This is a genomic window from Photobacterium sp. MCCC 1A19761 (genome assembly GCF_037389125.1).
In the GTDB taxonomy this organism is placed as follows: Bacteria; Pseudomonadota; Gammaproteobacteria; order Enterobacterales; family Vibrionaceae; genus Photobacterium.
The window spans coordinates 75,538-98,462 of sequence record NZ_JAZGTF010000002.1; the positions used below are offsets into that span (position 1 = coordinate 75,538).

The 22,925-nt window shown below is 49.4% G+C and carries 19 protein-coding genes; 8 read left to right on the forward strand and 11 right to left on the reverse strand.

The window, feature by feature from the left end:
* Window positions 1–70: 70 nt before the first annotated feature.
* The 5 genes from VV869_RS03090 to VV869_RS03110 all read right to left on the reverse strand — a co-directional run bounded on the left by VV869_RS03090 (window position 71) and on the right by VV869_RS03110 (window position 3,218).
* On the reverse strand, window positions 71–772 hold the full coding sequence (locus VV869_RS03090) for a hypothetical protein (RefSeq protein ID WP_337733524.1): 702 nt from the start codon (window positions 770–772) through the stop codon (window positions 71–73).
* A gap of 83 nt (window positions 773–855) precedes the next feature.
* Complete coding sequence (locus tag VV869_RS03095; RefSeq protein ID WP_337733525.1) at window positions 856–1,278, reverse strand: DUF1801 domain-containing protein; 423 nt, start codon at window positions 1,276–1,278, stop codon at window positions 856–858.
* 74 nt (window positions 1,279–1,352) lie between these two features.
* Complete coding sequence (locus VV869_RS03100) at window positions 1,353–2,156, reverse strand: GNAT family N-acetyltransferase (protein ID WP_337733526.1); 804 nt, start codon at window positions 2,154–2,156, stop codon at window positions 1,353–1,355.
* 85 nt (window positions 2,157–2,241) lie between these two features.
* Entirely contained in the window at window positions 2,242–2,661 is a 420-nt protein-coding gene (locus VV869_RS03105; protein ID WP_337733527.1) for a GNAT family N-acetyltransferase, read from the reverse strand.
* A 77-nt stretch (window positions 2,662–2,738) separates the two neighbouring features.
* Entirely contained in the window at window positions 2,739–3,218 is a 480-nt protein-coding gene (locus VV869_RS03110; RefSeq protein WP_337733528.1) for a GNAT family N-acetyltransferase, read from the reverse strand.
* A gap of 309 nt (window positions 3,219–3,527) precedes the next feature.
* Here VV869_RS03110 and VV869_RS03115 point away from each other — a divergent pair, with 309 nt between their 5' ends.
* On the forward strand, window positions 3,528–4,835 hold the full coding sequence (locus VV869_RS03115) for a YjiH family protein (protein ID WP_337733529.1): 1,308 nt from the start codon (window positions 3,528–3,530) through the stop codon (window positions 4,833–4,835).
* A gap of 235 nt (window positions 4,836–5,070) precedes the next feature.
* Here VV869_RS03115 and cydB read toward each other — a convergent pair whose 3' ends face one another.
* Window positions 5,071–6,069, reverse strand: coding sequence for a cytochrome d ubiquinol oxidase subunit II (gene cydB / locus VV869_RS03125; protein WP_337733531.1), 999 nt, complete (start codon window positions 6,067–6,069; stop codon window positions 5,071–5,073).
* Between the two features lie 8 nt (window positions 6,070–6,077).
* Window positions 6,078–7,445 carry a cytochrome ubiquinol oxidase subunit I gene (locus VV869_RS03130; RefSeq protein WP_337733532.1) on the reverse strand — a complete coding sequence of 456 codons (1,368 nt, stop codon included), beginning with the start codon at window positions 7,443–7,445 and terminating at the stop codon, window positions 6,078–6,080.
* An 857-nt stretch (window positions 7,446–8,302) separates the two neighbouring features.
* Between VV869_RS03130 and VV869_RS03135 the strand changes: the two genes are divergently transcribed.
* Window positions 8,303–8,743, forward strand: coding sequence for a L,D-transpeptidase family protein (locus VV869_RS03135; protein ID WP_337733533.1), 441 nt, complete (start codon window positions 8,303–8,305; stop codon window positions 8,741–8,743).
* Window positions 8,744–8,892: 149 nt separating this feature from the next.
* Here the strand turns inward: VV869_RS03135 and VV869_RS03140 are convergent, their stop codons facing one another.
* The gene (locus VV869_RS03140; RefSeq protein WP_337733534.1) at window positions 8,893–10,839 is read right to left on the reverse strand and encodes a tetratricopeptide repeat-containing diguanylate cyclase; all 1,947 of its coding nucleotides are present in this window, start codon (window positions 10,837–10,839) and stop codon (window positions 8,893–8,895) included.
* Window positions 10,840–11,178: 339 nt separating this feature from the next.
* Entirely contained in the window at window positions 11,179–13,578 is a 2,400-nt protein-coding gene (locus VV869_RS03145; RefSeq protein WP_337733535.1) for an ATP-dependent helicase, read from the reverse strand.
* Window positions 13,579–13,868: 290 nt separating this feature from the next.
* On the opposite strand from VV869_RS03145, the gene VV869_RS03150 reads away from it, so the two are divergent.
* The 6 genes from VV869_RS03150 (at window position 13,869) to VV869_RS03175 (ending at window position 20,962) form a co-directional block, all read left to right on the forward strand.
* A complete protein-coding gene (locus VV869_RS03150) occupies window positions 13,869–14,975 on the forward strand; it encodes a phosphoribosylaminoimidazolesuccinocarboxamide synthase (protein WP_337733536.1) in 1,107 nt (368 codons plus the stop codon).
* Between the two features lie 257 nt (window positions 14,976–15,232).
* On the forward strand, window positions 15,233–17,101 hold the full coding sequence (locus VV869_RS03155; protein ID WP_337733537.1) for a methyl-accepting chemotaxis protein: 1,869 nt from the start codon (window positions 15,233–15,235) through the stop codon (window positions 17,099–17,101).
* Window positions 17,102–17,396: 295 nt separating this feature from the next.
* Window positions 17,397–17,684, forward strand: a complete 288-nt coding sequence (locus VV869_RS03160; protein WP_337733538.1) for a hypothetical protein — start codon at window positions 17,397–17,399, stop codon at window positions 17,682–17,684.
* 21 nt (window positions 17,685–17,705) lie between these two features.
* Window positions 17,706–18,170, forward strand: coding sequence for a hypothetical protein (locus VV869_RS03165; protein ID WP_337733539.1), 465 nt, complete (start codon window positions 17,706–17,708; stop codon window positions 18,168–18,170).
* A 1,640-nt stretch (window positions 18,171–19,810) separates the two neighbouring features.
* Window positions 19,811–20,407, forward strand: a complete 597-nt coding sequence (locus VV869_RS03170) for a DUF998 domain-containing protein (RefSeq protein ID WP_337733540.1) — start codon at window positions 19,811–19,813, stop codon at window positions 20,405–20,407.
* A gap of 126 nt (window positions 20,408–20,533) precedes the next feature.
* Complete coding sequence (locus VV869_RS03175; RefSeq protein ID WP_337733541.1) at window positions 20,534–20,962, forward strand: GNAT family N-acetyltransferase; 429 nt, start codon at window positions 20,534–20,536, stop codon at window positions 20,960–20,962.
* Window positions 20,963–21,030: 68 nt separating this feature from the next.
* Here the strand turns inward: VV869_RS03175 and VV869_RS03180 are convergent, their stop codons facing one another.
* A complete protein-coding gene (locus VV869_RS03180; RefSeq protein WP_337733542.1) occupies window positions 21,031–21,642 on the reverse strand; it encodes a DUF6624 domain-containing protein in 612 nt (203 codons plus the stop codon).
* Window positions 21,643–21,913: 271 nt separating this feature from the next.
* Window positions 21,914–22,873 carry a restriction endonuclease gene (locus VV869_RS03185; RefSeq protein ID WP_337733543.1) on the reverse strand — a complete coding sequence of 320 codons (960 nt, stop codon included), beginning with the start codon at window positions 22,871–22,873 and terminating at the stop codon, window positions 21,914–21,916.
* Window positions 22,874–22,925: the final 52 nt, after the last annotated feature.

Here is a 22,925-nt window from a genome sequence, read left to right on the forward strand (position 1 = left end):
CGAATACTGTGCAAATAAACAGGCACCATGAGATCCAGCAACCTCCAGAAAATAAATTAACTTCAACGCGTTAGCTTGAAGGTTCAGCATGGATCGTTACAACTTCCCGGCTAAACTGATAATCCGGATATTCCTGATTCAGTAAATCGACCACATTCAGCCATGCTTGCGGATCCAGCGAGAGCGGTGTTATTGCAGCAGGCAATAGCGCCCACGGCGCCAAATGAAAACCCCAGGAAACCCCGCCCACCGGATACAACACGCCATGACGTTCCGTTAATCCAAACAACATTCCCTGCCAGTTTAAATCCATATGCGGCGCGACCTGCCATCCGGGATTGTCTCTGAACACCGGACCCAGACTGTAAAATGGAATACTCTTATCTCTTTTTTCCTGCGCGCCGACATCGACAAAAGTCCAGAGATCATCTTGGGCGCCAAATGAGGCATGCCTGCCGGTGAGCTGTTTCTGTCCGGTGGTGGTCACGATATGAAGCCAATGCGTCACCGCTGCTGACGAGACTTCAACCGACGGAAATTTCGGGGCGTAGCAGTCGCCATTGCCTTGGGCGACAAACCGGATATCGAACTCAGCAGCGCTCCCCCACCCGTTCACCGTTTGATGCACAAGAGACGGGTCGTCAAAACATTTGGGATAACTCCCGTGGGCGATGTTGGTGGCCAACAGCGCATTGCGATACAGGCCAAATGAAATATATGCCGCAATCACAAGGACGGCGATACCGATCAAACCGACTAAACATCGTTTCATCTCACTTCAGGCTTCCATTCTGCTTTATGTGTGCCGGAGCGCGTCCTGCGCCATCAAAAAGTAACTCAACTTAAATCGGGGCATCAAATAACCGTTGAAGGGGATGCACCCAGAAGTGGCTGGTGTTTGATCTTGTGATAAGTCATCGCCAATTGCAGACAATGCCTGATGGCTTGCTCCGGCAACGGCTCAGACAGACTCAGGACAATTGCCCGGTTCCCCTGAAATACCAAGCTCTCGCCATACAGTTCCCGAAAGGTGTCCACCAGCTTGGTTTGGCAGTTAAAAAAGAGGTAATAGTGATGCGGTGTTTTCAGTTTCCAGTCGATGCGCACAGGGCTCCCGGCAGTGACGGTATAACTCGGCTCTCCCCACTTGAGCGTTTCCTCAACCTCCCCCAACGCATATTCCTCGGCGATTTGATAAATCAGCGCCCGCAAGTTTTCGAGTAAAGGTTGAACGGTTGGCGGATAATCGTTAAATCGGGTTTGAACTGCCCTGTCCATGTAAAATCTCCTGTTCGAAAGTGTCGGGCCAAAATCGTCCCGGCACTCAAAATACTGCTGAGTTCTGGCTGAATCTATACCCGCCATTCATAGCGGATGTTTTTACAAAACTGTGTGAATCCTAACTTCTGATACAGCGGAAAACCTTGCTCCGAGGACTGCAAAATAGCCACTTGATAACCATCACGGAGGGCATCTCGCAAGATCACGCGCATCATCTTCTGAGCGATTCCTTTGCCTCTGAAATCGGGCTTTGTGGAGACCCAATACACACCAACCACCCCGTCACTGAAGAAACAACTCGCTGTCGCAACAGGCTTCCCATCATAAACACCGATATAATGTTTGACCGGATCACGAAAGCCGGCATCGGTTAGCATCTGCTGATAAATCGGTCTCAATGCACGGTTGAACTGAAACCCATCAAACAAGGTCGCAATCCATTCTCTTAACCCCAGTTCCGTATCCACGGGCTTGATCGTCAATTTCTCTAACGGTTTCGAATCAAGATCCAGCGCTGAAAGCTCAGCGGCCATCCCCGGACATTCTGAAGCAAGGGTGAGTCCTTTAGAATGAAGTCTTTTTCCCAAATCCGGCAAATTCGATGAAGACCATACTTTCCAGCAAAAGCTCTTTTGTCGAGATTTAAGAATCGCCAAGATGTCATCAATACGACTTTCGGCATCAGGCGTACTAAGGTCCGCCGCCAGCACCCCATTCAATATTGGCACGCAGCTTGCGCTTTCAATACGGAGATAATCTTCATTTTTTCTCAACGAGATCACATCGGACTGCGCCAGAAATAGATCATACGCCCGCTGATTGTTATCGATCAACAACGGTAAGTTGTGCGGCTCATAGCTTTTCATGACGCTCATGATTTTCCCCAACTCAATTTCAATACCATGATTTACAGAGGCAGCTTCGCAAATACGCGCGATGGTCGTTCACCCCAAAGAAGCATTATTTACCGTCAACGGTGTAGCAATAGACCCACTCTGCTTCCCCATCGAAGTTGAAGTCGCAAATGGTGCCGACTTTCTCAAATCCAATCGATTCAAATAGGGACTGCATCCGGGTGTTGCTTTCCTCGGTTGTTGAATAAACCTTATGCCAACCCGCCTGTGCTACCGCAGACCGAATCAACGCAGCGCCAATCCCTTTCCCTCTATAGTCAGGATGCGTATTCACCAGTGAGATCAGCGGCTTGTTAAAAAACTCATTACTGGTTAATTTCAAATATCCTACGCAAGGGATTGAGCCCAGATCGGCTATAAATAGTTCGCCACGCTCCATATCCATTCGCCGATCGCCTGCAAACTCATCGAATTCTTTCATTCGCACATAGTCGGTCACTTTACTTCTTCTGATCTTTATTTCCAAATTGGCATCCTTGCATTCATGAATTGATAAGCCAGATTACGCCCCAACGACGCGAAGCAATTAATCTCCATTCCTTCTTAGTGGATAGACTGGATCAACTTCAACACTTCCACTGGCTGGCCATTCACCTGAACCATAAATTCATCGACCACGTTGAACTGATGCTGTAAGTAGAGACGGAGTGCTGGCCGATTGGACTTGACGATATTTAACGTCAGTGCCTGGCCTTGAAACAAAGTCATGACATGCGCCAATAAAGCACGCCCCAGCCCCAAGCGGCGAAAACCGGGATGGACATATAACCAGCCAATTTCTTGCTGAGATATCGTAATAAACCCTACGACACTGTTGTTGATTTCCATGACATAAACATCAGAGTTGAGGAACTGCGCCAGACGGACCGGGTCATCTGCCAATGCCCGGGAGGTAATTTTCCCCACTTCATGGGCGAACTCTTCAGGCTTACACAATGCATAAATATTCTGAATGTCTGAAAAGTCGTTCTCAACATAGCTACGGATCTTGGGTTTAGCCTCGGTCGATGTTTCCAAAGTCATATCCGAATGTTTCCTTGTGTGGTGATAGCGCCCAGCGTGCCTTCAATCGACATTAGCCGAACGCTCACGGCCTGAACGTTAATAGCGGGCACCGCCGATATTTGAATATTTCCGCAATGGCAACTCACCTTCATCCGCACTGATCCTTTCCTTATCTGAGTATACAAATCAAGTCAATTGCTTACTGTATCACCATTAATTTCGTGGGGGAAATCGAGTTTTTAGTCACATCGATCACATAAATAAAACAGAACTGTAACAATAGCGCGTTTTTGTATATACATTTTAATCAATAAACAAGGAGGTGTTATGGAAAATTCCAATGCAGCATCACAGGCACACAGCCGCAACTATTTTCGGCTGTTCGGACTCAGTGCCCTGGGTGTGTTTATCTTTTTTATTCCGATCAGCTTTAACGGTAAAACCAGTATTCCCCTGGATCATCTGGTCAGCCTGCTCAAAAGCTGGCTCGGTAGCGGAACCAGCTGGTACGCGATGGCGATGATCCTGGCCGGTGCCATCTACCCGTTGTTCACCAAATCCTGGCGGCAAAGCACCACAGATACAGTGTTTCTGGGGCTGAAATGGCTCGGCGTCATCGCGGCGATTTTTGCCATCACCGGCACAGGTCCGCAAGCCTTGCAGTCGCCGGATATGCTGCCGTTTCTGTTTAATAAGCTGGTGATTTCCGTCGGTTTGATAGTACCGATCGGGTCGGTCTTCCTGGCGTTTCTGGTCAGCTACGGGTTACTGGAAGCCATTGGGATCCTGGTTCAGAAACTCATGCAACCGATTTGGCGTACGCCGGGCCGCTCCGCGATCGATGCCGTGGCATCTTTTGTCGGCAGCTACTCGATTGGCCTGCTGATCACCAACCGGGTGTATACCGCCGGTCAGTATTCCGCCCGGGAAGCGGCGATCATTGCCACCGGTTTCTCGACGGTCTCCGCGACCTTTATGATCATCGTGGCGAAAACCCTGGGCCTGATGGAGCTCTGGAATGTCTACTTCTGGGCAACCCTGCTGATCACCTTCATCGTCACCGCGATCACCGTGCGTCTGCCGCCGCTGTCGACCATGGATGATCAGGCGCAACACCGTGAGCCGGAATGCGAACCCGGCAACCGGATGAGAACGGCGCTGGACACCGGTCTCACCGTCGCGGAGCAAGCACCAAGTTTGGGCAAAAGCATTGTTGAGAACTTCAGAGATGGCCTGATCATGACCATCAGCATTCTGCCGTCCATTATGTCGGTCGGCCTGATTGGTTTGCTGGTCGCCAAATACACGCCGGTCTTTGACTGGCTGGGCATGGTCTTTTACCCCGTCACGCTAATCTGGGGACTGGAAGATGGCATGGCGCTGGCCCGCGCCAGTGCGGCCGGATTAGCGGAAATGTTCCTCCCGGCGCTGTTGATGACTGAAGCTAGCGACATTGCCCGCTTTGCGGCCGGGGTGGTGTGTGTCTCGTCGGTGCTGTTTTTCTCCGCTTCGATCCCGTGCATCCTGGCAACCCGGATCCCGCTGACCGTGGCAAAACTGGTGATCATCTGGTTGATCCGGACCATGCTGAGCCTGTTCCTGGCAATCCCAACCGCCATGCTGCTGCTCGGCTAACCTACCAATCCTAACGACTGTGAGTCGGGCAGAAACACCGTCCGGCTCAACAACAAATGGAGACTTCGGTCTCCAATTTTATCGCGAAGGCAAGTCGCCTGTCCCGCTTCGCTCGCGCCCATCATGTCCCGGGCAACGCCCAGCGGATCAACAGCGCAACCACCAGCAGCGTCAATACCCCGCCGGCCCACAGGGCCAGAAACCATAGCCAGCGCTTCAGACATGGATTGAACATTTAGTGATACCCCTCGCCTTCCTTGAGCCGTCCGCGAAACACCCAGTAAGAGTAAGCGGTATAGGCAATGATCAACGGCAGCAGGAACACAGTCCCGGTCAGCAAAAACTTCAGACTGGTATCCGGCGCTGCGGCATCCGCATACGTCAGACTGTGCGGCACAATGTAAGGATAAGTACTGACGCCAAAGCCGAGCGAGGCGAGGAAAAACAGCCCCAGGCTCGCTAAATACGCTTTCACCGGTTTATGTTCGATCAAGTCTTTGAACAGCAAGTAAACCAGATAACCCGAGCCAGCCGGGATCAGCAAAAACAACAACGCTTGCGGGAACGAGAACCAGCGAGCCGCGATTTCATGATTGGAGATTGGCAACCAGAGGCTGAGGATCGCAACCATGGCCACCATGATCAGCGCGCTGCGCTTGGCGGTCACGTAGTAGCGACGATGATAGGGTTTCGGCAACTTGATCAGTAACCAACAAGCCCCCAGCAAGGTGTAGGCTGCAACCGTCACCAGACCACAGAACACCGTGAACGGCGTGAACCAGTCAAACCAGCCGCCGCTGTACTGACGATCGACCACGGTGATCCCTTGCAGCAAGGTGCCCAGCATCATGCCCTGCGTGAAAGAGGCTATCAGTGAACCGATAAAAAAGGAGCTGTCCCACAGGAACTGGCCGCGATGGGTTCGGAAGCGGTATTCAAAGGCCACGCCGCGAAAGATCAGTCCGAGCAACATCATGATCAACGGTGCATACAACGCAGGCATCACCACCGAGTACGCCAGCGGGAATACCGCAAACAAACCGCCACCGCCCAGCACCAGCCAGGTTTCATTGCCGTCCCAGACCGGCGCGATGCTGTTCATCATCAAATCCCGCTCCTGGACCGACTCCCCGCCGATGAACAAAATCCCGATCCCCAAGTCAAACCCATCCAGGGCAACATAGGCAAACACGGCGATCGCAATCAGCATGTACCATATCAATGCATAATCCATATGGCCTCCTAGAGATTTGAATGTGTGGCCGAGGTGACGGTGTCACTATCAAGCGGACGTTCGTACTTGATGGGTGACTTGCGCATCAGTCGCAGCATGTAGAAAAAGCCCGCGCCGAACACGGTAAAATAGACCACCACAAATGCGGCCAACGACACACTGACCGCCGCAGCGTTCACAGGAGAAATTGATTCAGCTGTGCGCAGTAACCCGTACACCGTAAAAGGCTGCCGACCCACCTCGGTGGTGATCCAGCCACAGAGAATCGCAATAAATCCGGACGGGGCCATCGCCAGACAGCACCGGTGGAACCAGTCGGCATGGTACAGTTCTTGCTGCTTTCGCAACCACAGGCTGACCAGACCGACGGCCAGCATCAGAAAGCCCAGCGCGACCATGATGCGAAAACTCCAGAACACAATCGCCACCGGTGGATGATCGGCTTCAGGGAAGGCGTCCAGCCCTTTCACTTCACCGGTAAACGAGTGCGTCAGGATCAGACTGCCGAGATACGGAATCGACACCTGATAATCTACGACCTTGTTCGCTTGATCCGGCAATCCGAACAGGATTAACGGCGCGCCCTCATGGGTCTCGAAATGCCCTTCCATCGCTGCCACTTTGGCCGGTTGATGCTCCAGGGTGTTGAGGCCATGCAAATCGCCCACAAACACCTGAATGGGCGTCACAATCGCGGCCATCCACATCGCCATGGAAAACATGGTTCGCGCCAGATGGTTTTGCTGTGAGCGCAGCAGATGAAAGGCCCCGACCCCACCCACCACAAACGCCGTGGTCAGGAAGGCAGCCAGCACCATATGCGTCAGACGATACGGGAAGGAAGGATTAAAAATCACGGCCCACCAGTCTTCAGGAATGAACTGGCCCTGCGCGTTCATGCCGTATCCGGCCGGTGTCTGCATCCAACTGTTTACCGACAAAATCCAGAAGGCGGAGAACAAGGTCCCGATCGCCACGATCACCGTGGCCATAAAATGAAGCCGCTTGCCGACCCGGTTCATCCCGAACAGCATCACGCCCAGAAATCCAGCTTCAAGGAAGAAGGCGCTAAAGACTTCATAGCCCATCAACGGACCGAGCACCGGCCCGGTCTTGTCTGCAAAGACGCTCCAGTTGGTCCCAAACTGATAGCTCATCACAATTCCGCTCACGACCCCCATGCCGAAGCTGATGGCGAAGATTTTGATCCAGTAGTGATAGAGCTCGATATATTTTTGCTGGCCCGTTTTCAGATACAAACCTTCCAGAACCGCCAGATAGCTGGCAAGGCCAATCGTAAATGCCGGAAAAATGATATGAAATGACACCGTGAAGGCAAATTGAAATCTTGCCAGATCGACTGCAAGTTCACCCATCGTCCCCCCTTAGCCCGGCTCTTTCGACCACAACCGGAACCAGAACGTCCCCGCACCAGACGTTTATGCTGATACGAACAAAGTTAAATTATGGTTCATCTCGCTCCAGGCCGGGACGTTTTCCTCATGCCTGCCCCCGATCTGCCCCTAATTCGAAGTTGAATTGACGGGCTTAATCGAGAGGCCTCAGCCAATCGCTTCACGCATGCCGTGGCTTATCGATTCTGGAGGAATGGTTCATAAGACAAGCAGGAATCGAAATACACACAACCACTAAAAGTGAAATTATTAATAGCATTCATTCATTTCACCAACCAATTAAATTAAGTATATCTAAATCATTCAAACTCCAAATTCATCCTAAATTAAACATCAAGCAATGTATAAATTAAAAGACACACAAGCCTGAGTATTCAAACAACTTATTTCATTTGTCAGATCATTAAAACCCAATTCTTCTATTTTTAACGACAATAATTTGACGACAATTTAATGACGCAGAAAATTGCAAGGATTGGCGCAAAAAAATACTAATTTCAGATCAAGCGTTTGAAACAAACCCGGTAAAACTGGAATCAAAATCACCTGTTTTGGACACTGTTTTCGATTGATCCCTGGTTCAGCATTGATTAAAGTCAGCTGTGTCAGGGCAATGTCAAGGCGCTAAAAATTCACTAATATTTTCGGAATCAACGCAGGAGAGCAGCTTTTGAAATCAGGGGATGACATCAAACTTTCGAATTATCATTTCATTTAACGATGCAAATTTAAACCACTAGACAACAATTAACCTATATATCAACAAAAAAATGAAAATATTATTAGTAATTTTATTTGCGCTCGTTTCAAACAGTGTCATGGCGTTCAGTTCACTCCCAACTGTCGATATGGTGCTGGTCAAAAAAGCTGAAAGAAAACTATTTCTCATCAAGAATAATCAAATCTTCAAAGAATACTCGATCAGCCTGGGTAAACGACCGGTCGGACATAAACAGTCTCAGGGGGATTACCGGACGCCGGAGGGACTGTATACCATCGACTTCCGCAATCGTAATAGCAAATATCATCTCAGCTTGCACATAGATTATCCGAATGAACAGGACAAGCGCCGTGCAAACCAACAAGGCTTAAACCCCGGCGGCAACATCTTCATCCATGGCCTGCCGAATGGGAAAAATCTACCGCTGCTATATCAGGGCGTCGACTGGACCCGTGGCTGTATTGCAGTCAATAACAAGCAGATCCAGGAAATCGCCAGCTATGTTGCAGACGGCACCCCCATCCGGATCCACCCCTAACCCCATCACTGTTGCTGCGCCCTTGCCGACAAACAGAGACAGAATGAAACAAACAGTCTGACACAAGCTGATCAAGCTTTTCCTGAGTCAAAGCAGAGTGGCCTATCGTGCCACTCTGCACGCTGATTGGATGCCCCACGACTTGCCAATCACTGGCCCTCCGCTATCAAGTAGCTGTTTCGGCCATTATGCTTCACCTGATACAAAGCGCTGTCGGCCTGCTTGAGTAATGTTTCCCAATCGGCCGCCAGGTTCTCGCCGGATGTAGCCATCGTCGCCCCAATTGATACCGTGATCGTCCGCTCTCCCACAGTTGTCTCAAAAGGCTTTTCAATAATTGCCTGCTGTAATGCCGCCAGTCGCTGCCTGGCAACCTTCGGCTCACATCGCATCACCGCCACAAACTCTTCGCCCCCCCAGCGGGCCAGCATATCGTCGGCCGGCAGCGCTCGCTTCATTCTGGCGGCCAGCTCGACCAGCACCTGATCCCCGACATCGTGGCCGAGGGTATCATTGATCCGTTTAAAATGATCCACATCCAGCACGGCCACCATCAGGGGCTGGCGCAGCTTGGTCGCTTTCGTGCGCAGCCAGTTTTCCACGAAACGGCGATTCGACAGGCCGGTCAACACATCCTGACCGGATCGGATCGCCAACTCTGCGTGGGACTTGGCCAGATCATGATGGCGGCGACGGATCCGGCTGTATTGCCCGTACAGAATATACAAGCCCAATGTGCCGACTACAGCAGCCAGCAACCAGACATTCTCTCTGGCATTCTGAGTCGCGATCCGAGCGGTTTGCAGCGCATTTTCTGCCTTGAGCAAGGTCAGCTCATTTTCTTCCAGCTCAGCGCCCAGCTCCTGTTGGACCACGATCTTCGCCTGGCGCCGGGCTTCGATCAGGTAATCCCGACTATCTTCAATATATCGCTTGTAATAGGTGAGCGCTTGCTGATACTCCCCCAGTGCTTCATAGCTTTCGGCAGTGATTTTGGTGGCAAACAGATAAAACTTTCGATCGTCGCGCTCATCCAGCTTTTCGGCCGACGCCAGCGCCAGCGTTTTCGCCTGATCCGGCTGTCCCATTTGCAGCAGCGCCGAAGCCATCAGCACATTGCAATATGGCGTTCCTTTTTCGTCCTGGTTGCGGTAGGACATGATCAGACAACGGCTCGCGCTATTATAAGCCTCCCGACTCTGCGCCAAGTCCAGCTGGATGTCGGCCAGATTCAATAGCGTCGCCATTTTTAAGCGATAAGAACTGGTCTGCTCCGCCAGTTTATGTGCTTCACGCAAATGCACTTGCCGCTGCGCACCCCGATCAAAGTATTTATCGATCAAGCTGGCATTGATGTGCAGTGACGCCTCGGTCGCCGGTTGGGAATAATGATTCGCATGATAGAGCTCTATCGCGCGATTCAGATATTCTTCGGCCTTGGGCCACACTTCCATGCGCATATACACCGTGGAGGTATTAGAGAGCAACTTGGCGACCTGCATGAAATCATGCTGCTTGTTGAAGATCTGATACGCCTGGTGATAGTACACCAACGCAGACTGAAGACGGTCGCGATCCGCATCAATATTGCCGAGCCACTTCAGGGCCCTGGCCCGTAAGGCTTCATAGCCAAGCTCACGGGCAGTCGCTTCAACGGCCTGCAAGGTTGCCTGTGCGGCTTCCAACTGGAACCTGTCCACCAGGTTCACGCCCTGGTAATAGCGGGCTTCAGCCTCAATCCAGGCGAGCTTGCTCTTCTCTCCCAACGCCGCCAATTGCGCCAGAAAAAGATCGGCTTGCTGCCCCCCTTCCATATCTGCCAGTTCAATTTGTAATGAGGCCAGTAGATGGAGCGCCTGTCGAACCGGATTTTCTTCCGGCTTCAGGGTTCGTTCCAATTGACGGAGCTGCTCTTTCGCTCGGTTCGGACAATTCGTGGCTTTGAGGTACGTTTCGAGATACAGCTGATCGACAGGCGATACTTGCGCTTGCAGGTAAGGTTGAAGAATATCTGCTTTAGCCGGTAAGACAGGTATGAGAAGGCCGACAAACAGACAAGAGAAGACAAGAAAAAGCGCGCATCGACGCTGAGGCATAAGAAATAGCATACTACCTTAAGAATTTAAGTCACTGTCACTCCCTAACCTCAATCCCTGATTTGTATTTGTAACAAAGTTTATGTCGAAAATATAGGCTTTATGAATGAATCCTTCACGATGCCAAGCGGATAAACAGCGACGTTGCACTGCGATGCCGTGTGATCCATGCTTTCGACGGTCGGAAAAAAGCAAGCATCACGGCACGTCTCGTATCGGCTTCGGAACTTGTCCCCCAGCCCCTGCCCCGAGAAAAAACGAGCCGGGCGTGTATGCCTGGCCCATGTACCTTTTCTCAAACATTCGCTTCATGCCCGAGCTTGAGACGAGCAAGAAGGGTCAACGCCGCACCCGGCTGCGGGCGTGCGCAGCAACAATCAAACGATTGACCAGCACCTGCTGTTTGGTCGCCGCGGCGGATTTCAGTTCACGACGCAGACGGCTCAGCTCCCCATCCAGGTACTTGGCCGTTTTGGTCCGGATCATCGCCTGCAGCACCTTGGTGGCATTGTCTGGCAAGGGCTGGCGCAGCGCCCATCCATAGCTGTAATCCGGTTGTCCGCCACGTTGACCTGCGGCGATAGCCAATCCGGACTCTAAATCATGGGACGCTTCCGCATCCAAAGCGGGCCCCGCCTGCTCAGGTGCTTCTTTACGCGGTGCCTCTTGCTTAGGTGGTTCTTTGCAAGGTGCTTGCACATCGGCTTCCCGTCCCAGTCGCTTGTAGTATTCCGTGACAATCGGCGAGGCGTGGTACGGCAACTCACCTTCTTCGTACAACAGCGGGCCGACTTCTTTGGCTAATCCGGCTTTGGCTTCGAGCACAAAGGTACTGGCATTGGTGGCTTTACCGGCATTCGCCGCCGTGACCTCCGGCTCGGTAAAATAAACCGTCGCTTGTTGCTTGGCCCGGGTCATCGCCACATAAGCCAGACGCCGTTCTTCTTCAATGTCCGCCCCGATACTGCCGGAAGATTTATTCATATACGGAAAGGCATCTTTGTCCCAGAATGGCAGGTACACCCGGTCATACTCACAACCCTTGGCACGGAAAATTGTGGTGAGCTGTACCCCGCGGCTGCCCGCTTCCCTGTCGTGATTGACCGATTGCTGCGTATAGTATTCAAAATATTGCAGTGCTTTCTCGCACGGCTGATCCATAGTTTCCAGCACGGTCGCGACACTGTCGAGCCGCTCCACCGCTTCTTCAATCTCGGTGGCGGTGGCTTCAGTTTTCCAGATCCAGTTATCCAACCCGCTTTCGTTACGGTACTGATTAAACACTTCCAGCGCTTTGAAGCTGCCTTTGCGTTGCAGCCGCACCAGCAAGTCCAGCCGCTCAATGAGATTTTCAAGCTTGAGGTTGCTGTTGGCTTTTTCATAACGACCGATAAAGGTCAGCCACTGACCGCTGTCCATCCCGGCCAGCTGATCGCACAGCGGGCGCAAGGTTTTGTTCGGCACATAACAGTGCGGAAAACTCATCAGATTAAACAGCAACTGCCCTTTGTTCGGCACCGGCCACTGGTCATAACGGCCGGTTGCCAGCGACATCAACTCAATCAGTAGTTTCACTTCCCGGCTACTGGCGAGCACAGACGGCACCGGCATGTGATACGGCACCTGCTTGCTGAGAAATGCCAGCTCAAACAGCAAGGTCTGCGACCAGCGCCGAACCAGAATGGCCTGCTGAGACGGATCGCCACCGGCGGCCAGATCTTTCTGGATTGACTGGGCAATTTCTCCGACCTGACGTGACGTGCCGCATACCTCGATGCGGGTATCATCCACGCCGGTATCCGAAACCGTCAGAAAATCATGGAAGCGCTGCTTGTTGTTGGCGATCAGATGACTGGCCGACAGCGCCAGACTGTGGCCGAAGCGGAAGGTTCGCGACAGGGTGTAGGTTTTCGCCGGCGAAAAATCCTGCTCGAAGTTGAGCATAAACTGCGGCGCGCTGCCCCGCCATTTATAGATACACTGATCGACATCCCCCACGGCCAGCAACTGGGTCTGCGGACCAAGCAGCTGCTTGAGCAGTCGATACTGGGTGGTATTGATGTCCTGAAACTCATCAACAACAACCAGTTTGCAATGCTGATGATAATGGCTGCGAATCGCCACATTGTCTTCCAGCAACTTGACGGATTCCACCAGCCAGTCATCAAAAAACAGTACTCGGTGCTGTTTGCGCAGGGATTCGAACTGCTCAAATCCATCCAGGATAAACAGATAGTCCCGACTGATCTCTGCCAGCTGAAACACTTCGCGTGGCGACAACATATAGGCTTTGACCAGGCCGATAAAGCTCAGCAGCAGCTCGATGGTTTTGGGATCTTTGATCATCTGCTGGCGCTGATAGTTCTGCTCTCCGGCGGCAATCGAGCGCAACACCTGCTTGACCAGGGATTTATCACTCTCGCCGCTTTGATAATCGACCTGAAACCCCGTCTGGGCCAGAAACCCGGTTTGATTGAGCAACCGAAGACAGAAACTGTGAAACGTATGCACCGGGACCGCTTGCCCAATTCCATTATCTTGGAGCTTTTGCTGGAAGTCGGTCCGGATATCACGGTTGAACATCAACACCAGCATTTCCGTCGCCGGTATGTGCGCCAGCTTTTGTTCGATCAAGCCCACCAGCGTGGTGGTTTTACCGGTACCAGCCCCCGCGATGCACAGGGCGTTCCCTGCATCGTGGTGGATAAATGCGATCTGCTCGGGGGTATAGCGGGTCATAGATAACGATAGCCTGATCGTGAGTAAGAAAATTAAACGAGAAAACAGGAGATTTTGCCACAGGCGCGGCGAATTCGCCTGACAAAAATTTCATTTGCCCAAGATGTAACCACGCATCTGAACGGACCGGTGAAAATATTTGCGCAAACGTTTGCTTTAGTTGCTGAAAGCCGCCTGAGCTTCTGCTATGATCAGCGCCACTGGCAGCGGAAGCCGCTATTTTGTTGCTTATTCAGTCACGCTTTCCTGCCGGTTTGACTGTATCCCGACTCTTGAAATAGGAATTCACCATGAGCCTTGCCGATCAAGTTCTCGCTGTAAATGATGACCTCCCGATCCGTACTGACCAACCTGTTCACAGTGGTAAAGTGCGCTCTGTCTACTGGTTGACTGAAGCCGACAGCCGCCGCCTGATCAAGGAAAAAGGCTACAACGTCCAGCCGGATGCGCCACTGGCCATCATGGTGATCAGTGACCGTATCTCTGCCTTTGACTGTATCTGGCACGGTGAAGGTGGGATGAAAGGCGTTCCGGGCAAAGGGGCTGCCCTCAATGCGATTTCCAATCACTGGTTCCAGCTGTTCCGTGACAATGGCCTGGCCGACAGCCACATCCTGGATATTCCGCATCCGTTTGTCTGGATTGTTCAGAAAGCCAAACCGGTGAAAATCGAGGCGATCTGCCGCCAGTACATCACCGGCTCAATGTGGCGCGCCTACGACAAAGGCGAGCGTGAATTCTGTGGGATTGAAGTCCCGGAAGGACTGACCAAAGATCAGAAGCTGCCTGAGCTGCTGATCACCCCATCAACCAAAGGGATCCTCAAAGGTATTCCTGGGGTGCCGGAAGCTGACGACGTCAATATTACCCGCCGCAACATCGAAGAGAACTTTGCGGCCTTCAATTTCTCGTCCGCCGAAGATATCAGCCGTTACGAAACCCTGCTGAAAGAAGGCTTCAACGTCATTAGCGACGCGTTGGCCAAACTGGATCAGATTTTCGTCGATACTAAGTTTGAATTTGGTTATGTCACCGATGCCGAAGGCAAAGAGAAACTCATTTACATGGATGAAGTCGGTACGCCGGACTCATCACGCATTTGGGATGGCGCGGCCTATCGTGACGGCAAGATTGTCGAAAACTCAAAAGAAGAGTTCCGCCAGCTCCTGCTCAACTATTTTCCGGATCCGGACATTCTGCTGAACAAAGATCGGATGGATGAGCGCGAAGCCCTGGCGCGCGATAACGCCCTGCCGCAAGAAGTCCTGATGCAGGTGTCCAAAGTCTATACCGGGATTGCCGAAAAAGTGACCGGTCAGCCAATCCACCTGAGTGACAATCCAAAAGCAGAAATCATCGATATCTTGCGTCGAGAGTATGACTTGATTGCAGAATAAGGTTTCGATTTTGTTAAAAATGGCGGCATCATTGCCGCCATTTTTCATTTTGTTGCATATTTAAACGCTAACAAATTGCTGAGATGAACAACAATCCGCTGAGATTACATACATAATCGTTCAAATTTTCATCAAAAAATGACTTAGCACAAATAATTCATATTCCATGATCACATATTTTGAAATCTTTGATTAACATCCCTATCCGCGCAAGGGGAAAATAGGCCTTAACCATGTGCTTGTTGAGGTCTCATTCTATGAAGTTCAGCCATAAGATTGTCGCAACATCTTCTACCATCTTGCTTGCTGCCCTATCTCTGCTTTCTGCCAATCAATACTTCAAAACCAAAGCTGAAGTACAGTCGCTTGTCGTACACAGCATTGATGAAATTGTTTCCGGCATGAGTAACACCATTAACGCGGAGCTCAACAGCAGTAAATCGCTGGCCCGTTACGCAACCAGCCTGATCGAACAGGATCTGTCGAAAGACAATATCCAGACCGTGCTGAACCAGCCGACCATTCACGATGCCTTTCTGCTGGCCGGACAGGGCTTTGAGCGTGACGGCAGCTACACCAGCAGCGATCCGAACTGGAACCCGGGCGCCAACTGGGATCCCCGTAGCCGTCCCTGGTATAAAGCCACTCAACAAAGTCGCGAGCTGATCATTACCAAGCCGTATCCGGATACGCTGACCAAAGAAATGCTGGTGTCCATCGCCACCCCTTTATTTGAGAACAACCAGTTTGTGGGCGCAATTTTCTTTGATGTCAGCCTGAGTGGCCTGGCGAAGCTGGTTAACCAAGTCTCGCTGTTTGATGCCGGTTACCTGTTTATTGTTGATAACCACGGCACCGTGATCGCGCACCCGAATGCCGATTTCAACGGCAAGAGCATGTCTTCTTTCCTGGGGAATCTGCCTATTAGCAAGCAACCGACGACCCTGGCACAAGACGGCAAACAGCTGAATGTTTCCTTCACCCAAATTCCGGGTCAGAATTGGTTTGTGGGCGCCGTTCTGGATGAGAGCCTGGCGTTTGCCGCAGTCAATAAACTGAAAACAGATTCAATCATCTACTCTGCACTTGCCTTGATCACCGGGATTATTGCCCTGCTTATGCTGATCAAAGTGCTGATGCGCCCGATCCAGGATCTCAACGACGCCATTCAGGATGTCGCCTCGGGTCATGGCGATCTGACCCGCCGCCTGGATACCAACACCGACCAGGAGTTTGCGGAGCTGGCAAAAGGTTTCAATGCCTTCACCGACAAACTGCAACGCCTGATCATCGAGTCCAAATCCCTGAGCCAGGATATTCTGCACAGCACTGAGCAAACCGCAGCCGGCGCGAAACATTCCGCCGATGCCATGTCTTCACAATTGCAGGAATTGGATCAGCTGGCAACTGCGATGCATGAAATGGCGATGACCTCTGCCGACGTTGCCAGCAATGCCCAGCATGCGGCGGCGGCGGCCCAGGCGGCTGAATCTTCAGTCTCGGAAGGCAGCCAGATTGTTTCCCATACCACTGCGGCGATCCACGACTTGTCGACTCAAATCGACCGCACCGTAGACGTCGTCAAGCAGCTGGAGAGCGATACCGGTAATATCGAGTCCATCTTACAGGTGATTAACGAAATTGCCGATCAAACCAACCTGCTGGCCCTGAACGCCGCGATTGAAGCCGCCCGTGCTGGGGAATCCGGTCGTGGCTTTGCTGTGGTTGCCGATGAAGTCCGAACGCTGGCCCAACGCACCCAGGAATCGACCACAGAAATTCGTCAGATGATTGAGCAGTTACAATCCGGAGCATCCACTGCCGCCACCGTGATGGGTGAAAGTAAGCAAACCGCTGCCAATACGGTCATCAAAGCTCAGGAAGCGGACGAAGCGCTGAATCAAATCAATGTCGCCATTGAGAAGATCAACGAAATGAACCTGCAAATCGCCTCGGCAGCCGAAGAGCAAAGCCTGGTCGCAGAAGAGATCAATAACAACACCCTCAACATCAAAGAGCTGTCGGTCCAGGTTGCGGATGGCGCTGAAAACACCAATCAGGCGATGGAACAGCAAATCCGTAAAGTTCATCAACAAGAAGAAGTGATGAGCAAGTTCACGGTCTAAAGACCCTACCCCGAAGACCCAAAAGCCACGATGTTGCATCGTGGCTTTTTTTTTGCAAAATTCTGGACCCTATCCATTTGATAAGAATGATATTTTTAAAAAACCTCGAGCGCATACGAGGTCTCACAAAATCACAATGCTTACTTTGCCCAAACTAAAAACTATTTATAGATATCAAAAAAGACTTAAGTGCTTGATATTCGACCTGATGTGTTTAAATTCTAAGTAAGATTATATGCATGATATTGCTATTTAGATGTTATGTATCCATACCGAATGTCTTATGGAGGAGATAATGAAAGACCCGGATGTCGAATTTTCCAAGTGGAAACTAGAGCGAAAAAAGGGAAGCTTTAGTTTTGCTGTCCGTACTTCGTTTCCTGCTATTTTAGGCGTGATGATCGGACGTAGTATTGAACCAATATTTATATCAGAAATCGCTTTAAGTTGGGCACAAACTACCGACATATTAATGAGTGGATTCTGGGCATTGATTGGTGCCTTTCCTTTTAGTTTTGTGATTTGGTGGTGGCGTGAGAAGAAGTATAAACGTCATATCGCTAGGTTTAAGCAACACACATAACAAAGCGCTTTTGGAGGAAAAATGGAAGAGTTGCGTGCCCTTGTATTGGATTTTCGTCGGATAATGGAGTGTTTAAATCCATCTAATTTTGATGGAACGTCACTATCTGCTAGTCAGTTTCCTTCGGCTTGTTGTGACGATTCTTCTCAGATTTTAGCTGCGTATTTAACTGACAATGGGTTTTCTGGCGCAACATTAATTCGTGGTGAGTATGGTGGTAATCACAAAGAGTTGCAATCTCATGTATGGCTTAACTTGGGTGGTTTGAAAATTGACATAACAGCAGACCAATTCAACACAAGAGGTTATGACAATCCATCAGTAATAATTGCACGTGAAAACGAGTTTCTAGAGACTTTTGAAACAACAGACGATGGTATCGCTGATTTTCGTATCCACTTAAAAGACTACTCTGACCCGGGCTTGGAACGTGACTTTGAATTCTGCTACAAGGTGATATTGTCGCACTTATCAGCACAGGCATAACAACACGCTCTGAGATGGACGGTCCATAGTTAATATCATCATCTTAACTTTACTGTTTTACTGCTAAGCAACCGACTATCGATGACATTTTCTCTACCAGAGTATTGATGTATTTTGCTTCATCGTAAGGTTTACTGTTCTGCCAGCAGCGGAAGAAGATACGTCCCCACTTGAAGGCTAGTACGCTGATGACAAGTGAAATGTTGGCAGGCGTTCAAGGAACTTTCAACCGCATTATTGTTTTGCAGTTCAATGACTTGAATTGTTGGTTTTAACCGTAGACACTGGAGTTCAGTTTGCAATATCAATGCCATAGACGGAATTGGACATGGTGACTTCCGGTTGGAATGAAATCAGACATACCAAGTATGGCAAAGCCTGATGAGAAGGCTAGAAATAACCCTAAATCCTCGCCTCAGGCCATGAATCAAGCGACAAAATTGATCGCAACTAATTTGTATCGTCGATATACTGATAAGGTTTACTATATAGATTTGATTGGGAATTAAACTCTGTTTGAACCAATGGAAGCTAGGGTGAGCTCCCATTTGCGACTGCTATCTCTTTAGCAACAGACAATCCAGTATTGTTTATGCGAAAAGAAGCCAAAGTATACGGTACTTGTAAGTTAGCTGAGGGTGGTGATAATACAGGTAAAGAGCTCGTAATCATTGAAGACGTTGTCACTTCTGATGGGGCTATCATTGATGCAGTCAAGGAGTTAAAAAGTGGTGAGGAATGTGCTGTGTGTACTTGACCGAGAGAGTTCAGGCCGTGCCAATTTGGAAGCTCTTGGTTTAAACTTTTATCCTCTGTTTACTAAGTAAGAACTAGAGCGCTCAGCTGCAGCGTTATGTCATCAATCAGATCTTGATGCGAGAATCATATTCTAAATTAATATTCGATATGAGAAGGAAAGTTTGATGTCACGTCAAAAATCACTATATTTTCGATTTGTAGCATCTGGATATGCACTGCTTGCATTTTTTCAATTCTTGATAGCGTATTGGGCTGGTCATTTTTATGGTGATGAATTCCAGACAACCGACTATGTTGATGACCTTTATTACTTTGCTACATTGCTTGTGATTATCGCAGCTTACATTATCGAATTAGGGCATGAAAAGTTATTTACTCTAACAATATCATGTAGCTTAATCGCTTTTTTGTATGCGGACGCACTAGCTCTTTTTTCGGTCCTATTATTGTTTACATTGATATATGTCATAACAAAAGTTACGTGGAATAAATCATGACATAACACATATGAGCCTTCTCGATGTCAAGGAGGAAAGCGAATCCTTTAGCTGTGGAGAAGCCAATAGTTCAGAATAACACCGCAGTCTACTTCGCTTTGTTCTTTTCGCCATTCAGCATTGCGTACTACACCTCACCAACGATAATGTATGGGAAACTGGCAAAATAGAAAGAACTTTCAAGCGTGGTAAAATTCTGTGAATCAACAACTTGCCTTGATGGTCCTCACCATGGATACTGAAGCCCAATTTGGCGAAATCAATGCCATAGACGGATTTGGACATGGTGGCTTCCGGTGTGTATGAAATCAGACATACCCCGTTGGAAAAGCCTGATGAGGTGGATTCCATGTCATTGATGAGTTTTCAAGGAGGATTTCAAACATGGAAAGTTTGATTCAGTATGCTGGTATCGTTGCATCCATATGGATAGTTCTTGGTATTTATATCGCTTCCCTCTTCTATCCCAACTACAGCCATGCCACACAATTTTGTAGTGAGCTGGGTGCATTGGACAGCCCCACGCAGAAGTTGTCGCCAGCAATCAATAATTATCCCCTGGGTTTTCTTTTCATTGTATTTGGCTACTACCTTGTATCGACCCACGCCGCTTCCGTCGTGATCGTTGCAATCGGCTCAATGGTCATAATTCACGGCTTATGTACATGGGTTTGCGGATTTTTCCCAATGGATGCTGACCCTTACACAGCGACCCCATCGACAAGTTGCAATATTCATTCTTACTCTGGCGCGGTCATGCTGCTTTCATTCATCATTGCTCCAGCCATCGTCATTTTTTCAAGTTCGTTCCCATTCTCGCTCCGGACAATTTCCTTTGTTTGCCTGATTAGCAGCTTGTTCTTTTCATACAAACTGAGTTTAGCTTTCAAAGCCAAGACGAATCCTGGTCTGCATCAGCGGCTGAGTTATGGCTTTCAAATTTTATGGCTGTTTGTTTTTTCTATCTTCGAGATAGCTTAAAAGCGAAACTACGCATCATCACAATCGCCACGTGGCCGGAACAAAATAGACGTGATTTCGTCATCAGACTGACCCGGCATAATAAATCCTGATGAAAAACATCCATTTCATTTGTTAGGTAAATTTATGGAAATCGAGCAAATAATAACATTACCTCAAGATATCCAGGGGTTAGTTCTTGAAAGTCAGTCAGAAGGATTTCGGTTCTTACAGCGCCTCATTGACGAATTTGACAGTGACGAAAATCGATTCAACGGGCCTGGCGAAATTCTGTTGGCCATACGAGACAATGGTACTTTAATCGCGATTGGCGGTATGAGTAATTGCAATGGTGTTGGGCGACTCCGTCGATTCTATGTCAGTCAACTGTATCGCAGAGCAGGTGTTGGCCGGAGATTACTCAAGCAACTTGAAAACTATGCTTCCAGCTCATTTTCTCAAGTTGTGTTGTTTACTGACACTTTGGCAGCAGGTCGATTCTATGAATCTTGTGGCTATGTCGCTGTTCATGAGGAGCATCTCAGCCACCGGAAAACACTCACATCACACCAATAAGCCTTCTCGATTTCAGGGGGCAGAGTGAACACGCAAGTAGCCTCAAATCAAACAGAAATCACACCACCTCAATCAATGTGGTTTGACTTCGACCCACGACAAAGTTTCTCCGTCGCAAGCTTTCGGTATTCATCAAAAGGTTGCATCTGAAATTCCTTTCTCAAGCTTTCAACCTTCTCAACAGATTCGATAGCAAGAGGAACCCAGGTGCCATTAATGCAGCGGCCTTGAGTTCCGAATCGTTGTGGAATATGGGTTCGATCATAGAGATAGGCGTAACGTGACGGCTTGACCTGCCCCGCTTTAACCAAGGGTTCTAACAGGCCTAACACGTATTTCTGAAACGCCGGTTTCTGATCGGCATGTTGTGCAATTAACCAAGCCGCACCAGCGCCATCATCTCCCACCAGCGCCGGTGTCGGCCAGCCGATTCTGGCAATGATTTGCTCAAGCCGTTGTGTATTTTCCCGATCAATGGCTTGCAACTGTTGAACCCTGCTTTTGACAGCCTCTTTCCCCAGTTCAGCAGCATCCAGCCGATGAAACGCCCGACGAGCGTCCTGATCTCTTGATTCCATAATAAGTAATTCGTGACGTATGTCCGGGTGTTCCACGACGGCTGCGAGAAGCATTGGTGAGAAAAACAATAGAAGGCTCAAGAGCCAAGGACGTACTTTCACTTCAATTCTCCTGCAAGCCGAACGGGAGGCAAGCCCGGTATAGTTGGTCGACAATCACAGTTCACAGGCTAACGCACCAACGCGGCTAACGCTAGTTAGCCAAAGCCTTGGCCTCGATAGCGGAGGTCAACAAAGAGAGCATCTATAAAATATTCGCAATACGTGGGGTATTATTCATTTGCTTTCCAGTTGTTCAGAGAGTACCCCAACCTCTAAACGCACCGTGTCAGTTTGGCGTCATTGGGAAAGTTCAAGTTTGAATGAAAACACGTTAGCTTTTAGCGACGTAGTGTTCGACAACCATTTGTGCAAATTGCTCTCCATCAATCAACTCAATATTGGTTCCAGTTTGCTCGTAATAATCTTCTGCCGTTTTTATAGCTTCATCAGAAATGGTGCCGGATGTTATCACCATACCGTAATGAGCAGACTCCGCTTCTAAACCCTGAATCAACTGTTCAACAACATCCGCACCAACTGGCGGTTTAGGTTGCCAGTGCTTGGCTTGAACAGCAACCTTTTGCTGAAACATACCAGCTACCATGAATGTAGCCAGCACATCAGCTCCCTCATCTTTACTCCGAGCAACAACAATAGACTCGGTTGCCCCCATACTGAGTAAGACATCTTTGATCAGGTGTTCAAATGCAAAACTGTCAAGTCGCCCATTTCTGAGTTCGTTCAGCGTCTGTAAAACTAATCCTTGTTTTAAATCGCTATCAAACGTCGGTTTATGCTTATCTTTCTCGTTATCCAAACAATCCTGAATTTCATCGACTAAGTCAGTTGCCGGGGCACATGTTCCATACGTTTTCATTCGGGAGACGAGCGCTGCTTTGGCTCGTTTTCTCGGAATTGGTTTTGCGTTATTCAGCCACTTCACCGCCCTTCGATAACATGTGTCATCATGAATATTTTCAGGAAGGTAAATCGCAGCGCCAGAAACTTCTGCGACATAGAACTTGGATCCATGCGGCACAACAACCAAATCGCCTTCTTCCATATCACGAATAAACCGCCACATATGCCCAGTAGCAGACCCCGCTTTTCTCAGACTTTTTTCATTACTATAATAAGTTTCACTCAAAATGGTCCTGAATGCACTTCGACTTAGATTTGGCTGAAGAAGCCCTTTGGCTTTGCTCCAACCAATGATGATTTGGTTGGATGCCAATGCCTCTTGCACTTGATCAACGCTACTCGGTGATATTCTTAGAACAAAAGCTTTCACGATCACTCTCCTTCTATAAGGTAAGCGGATAGAGCCTATAAATATCAACCCA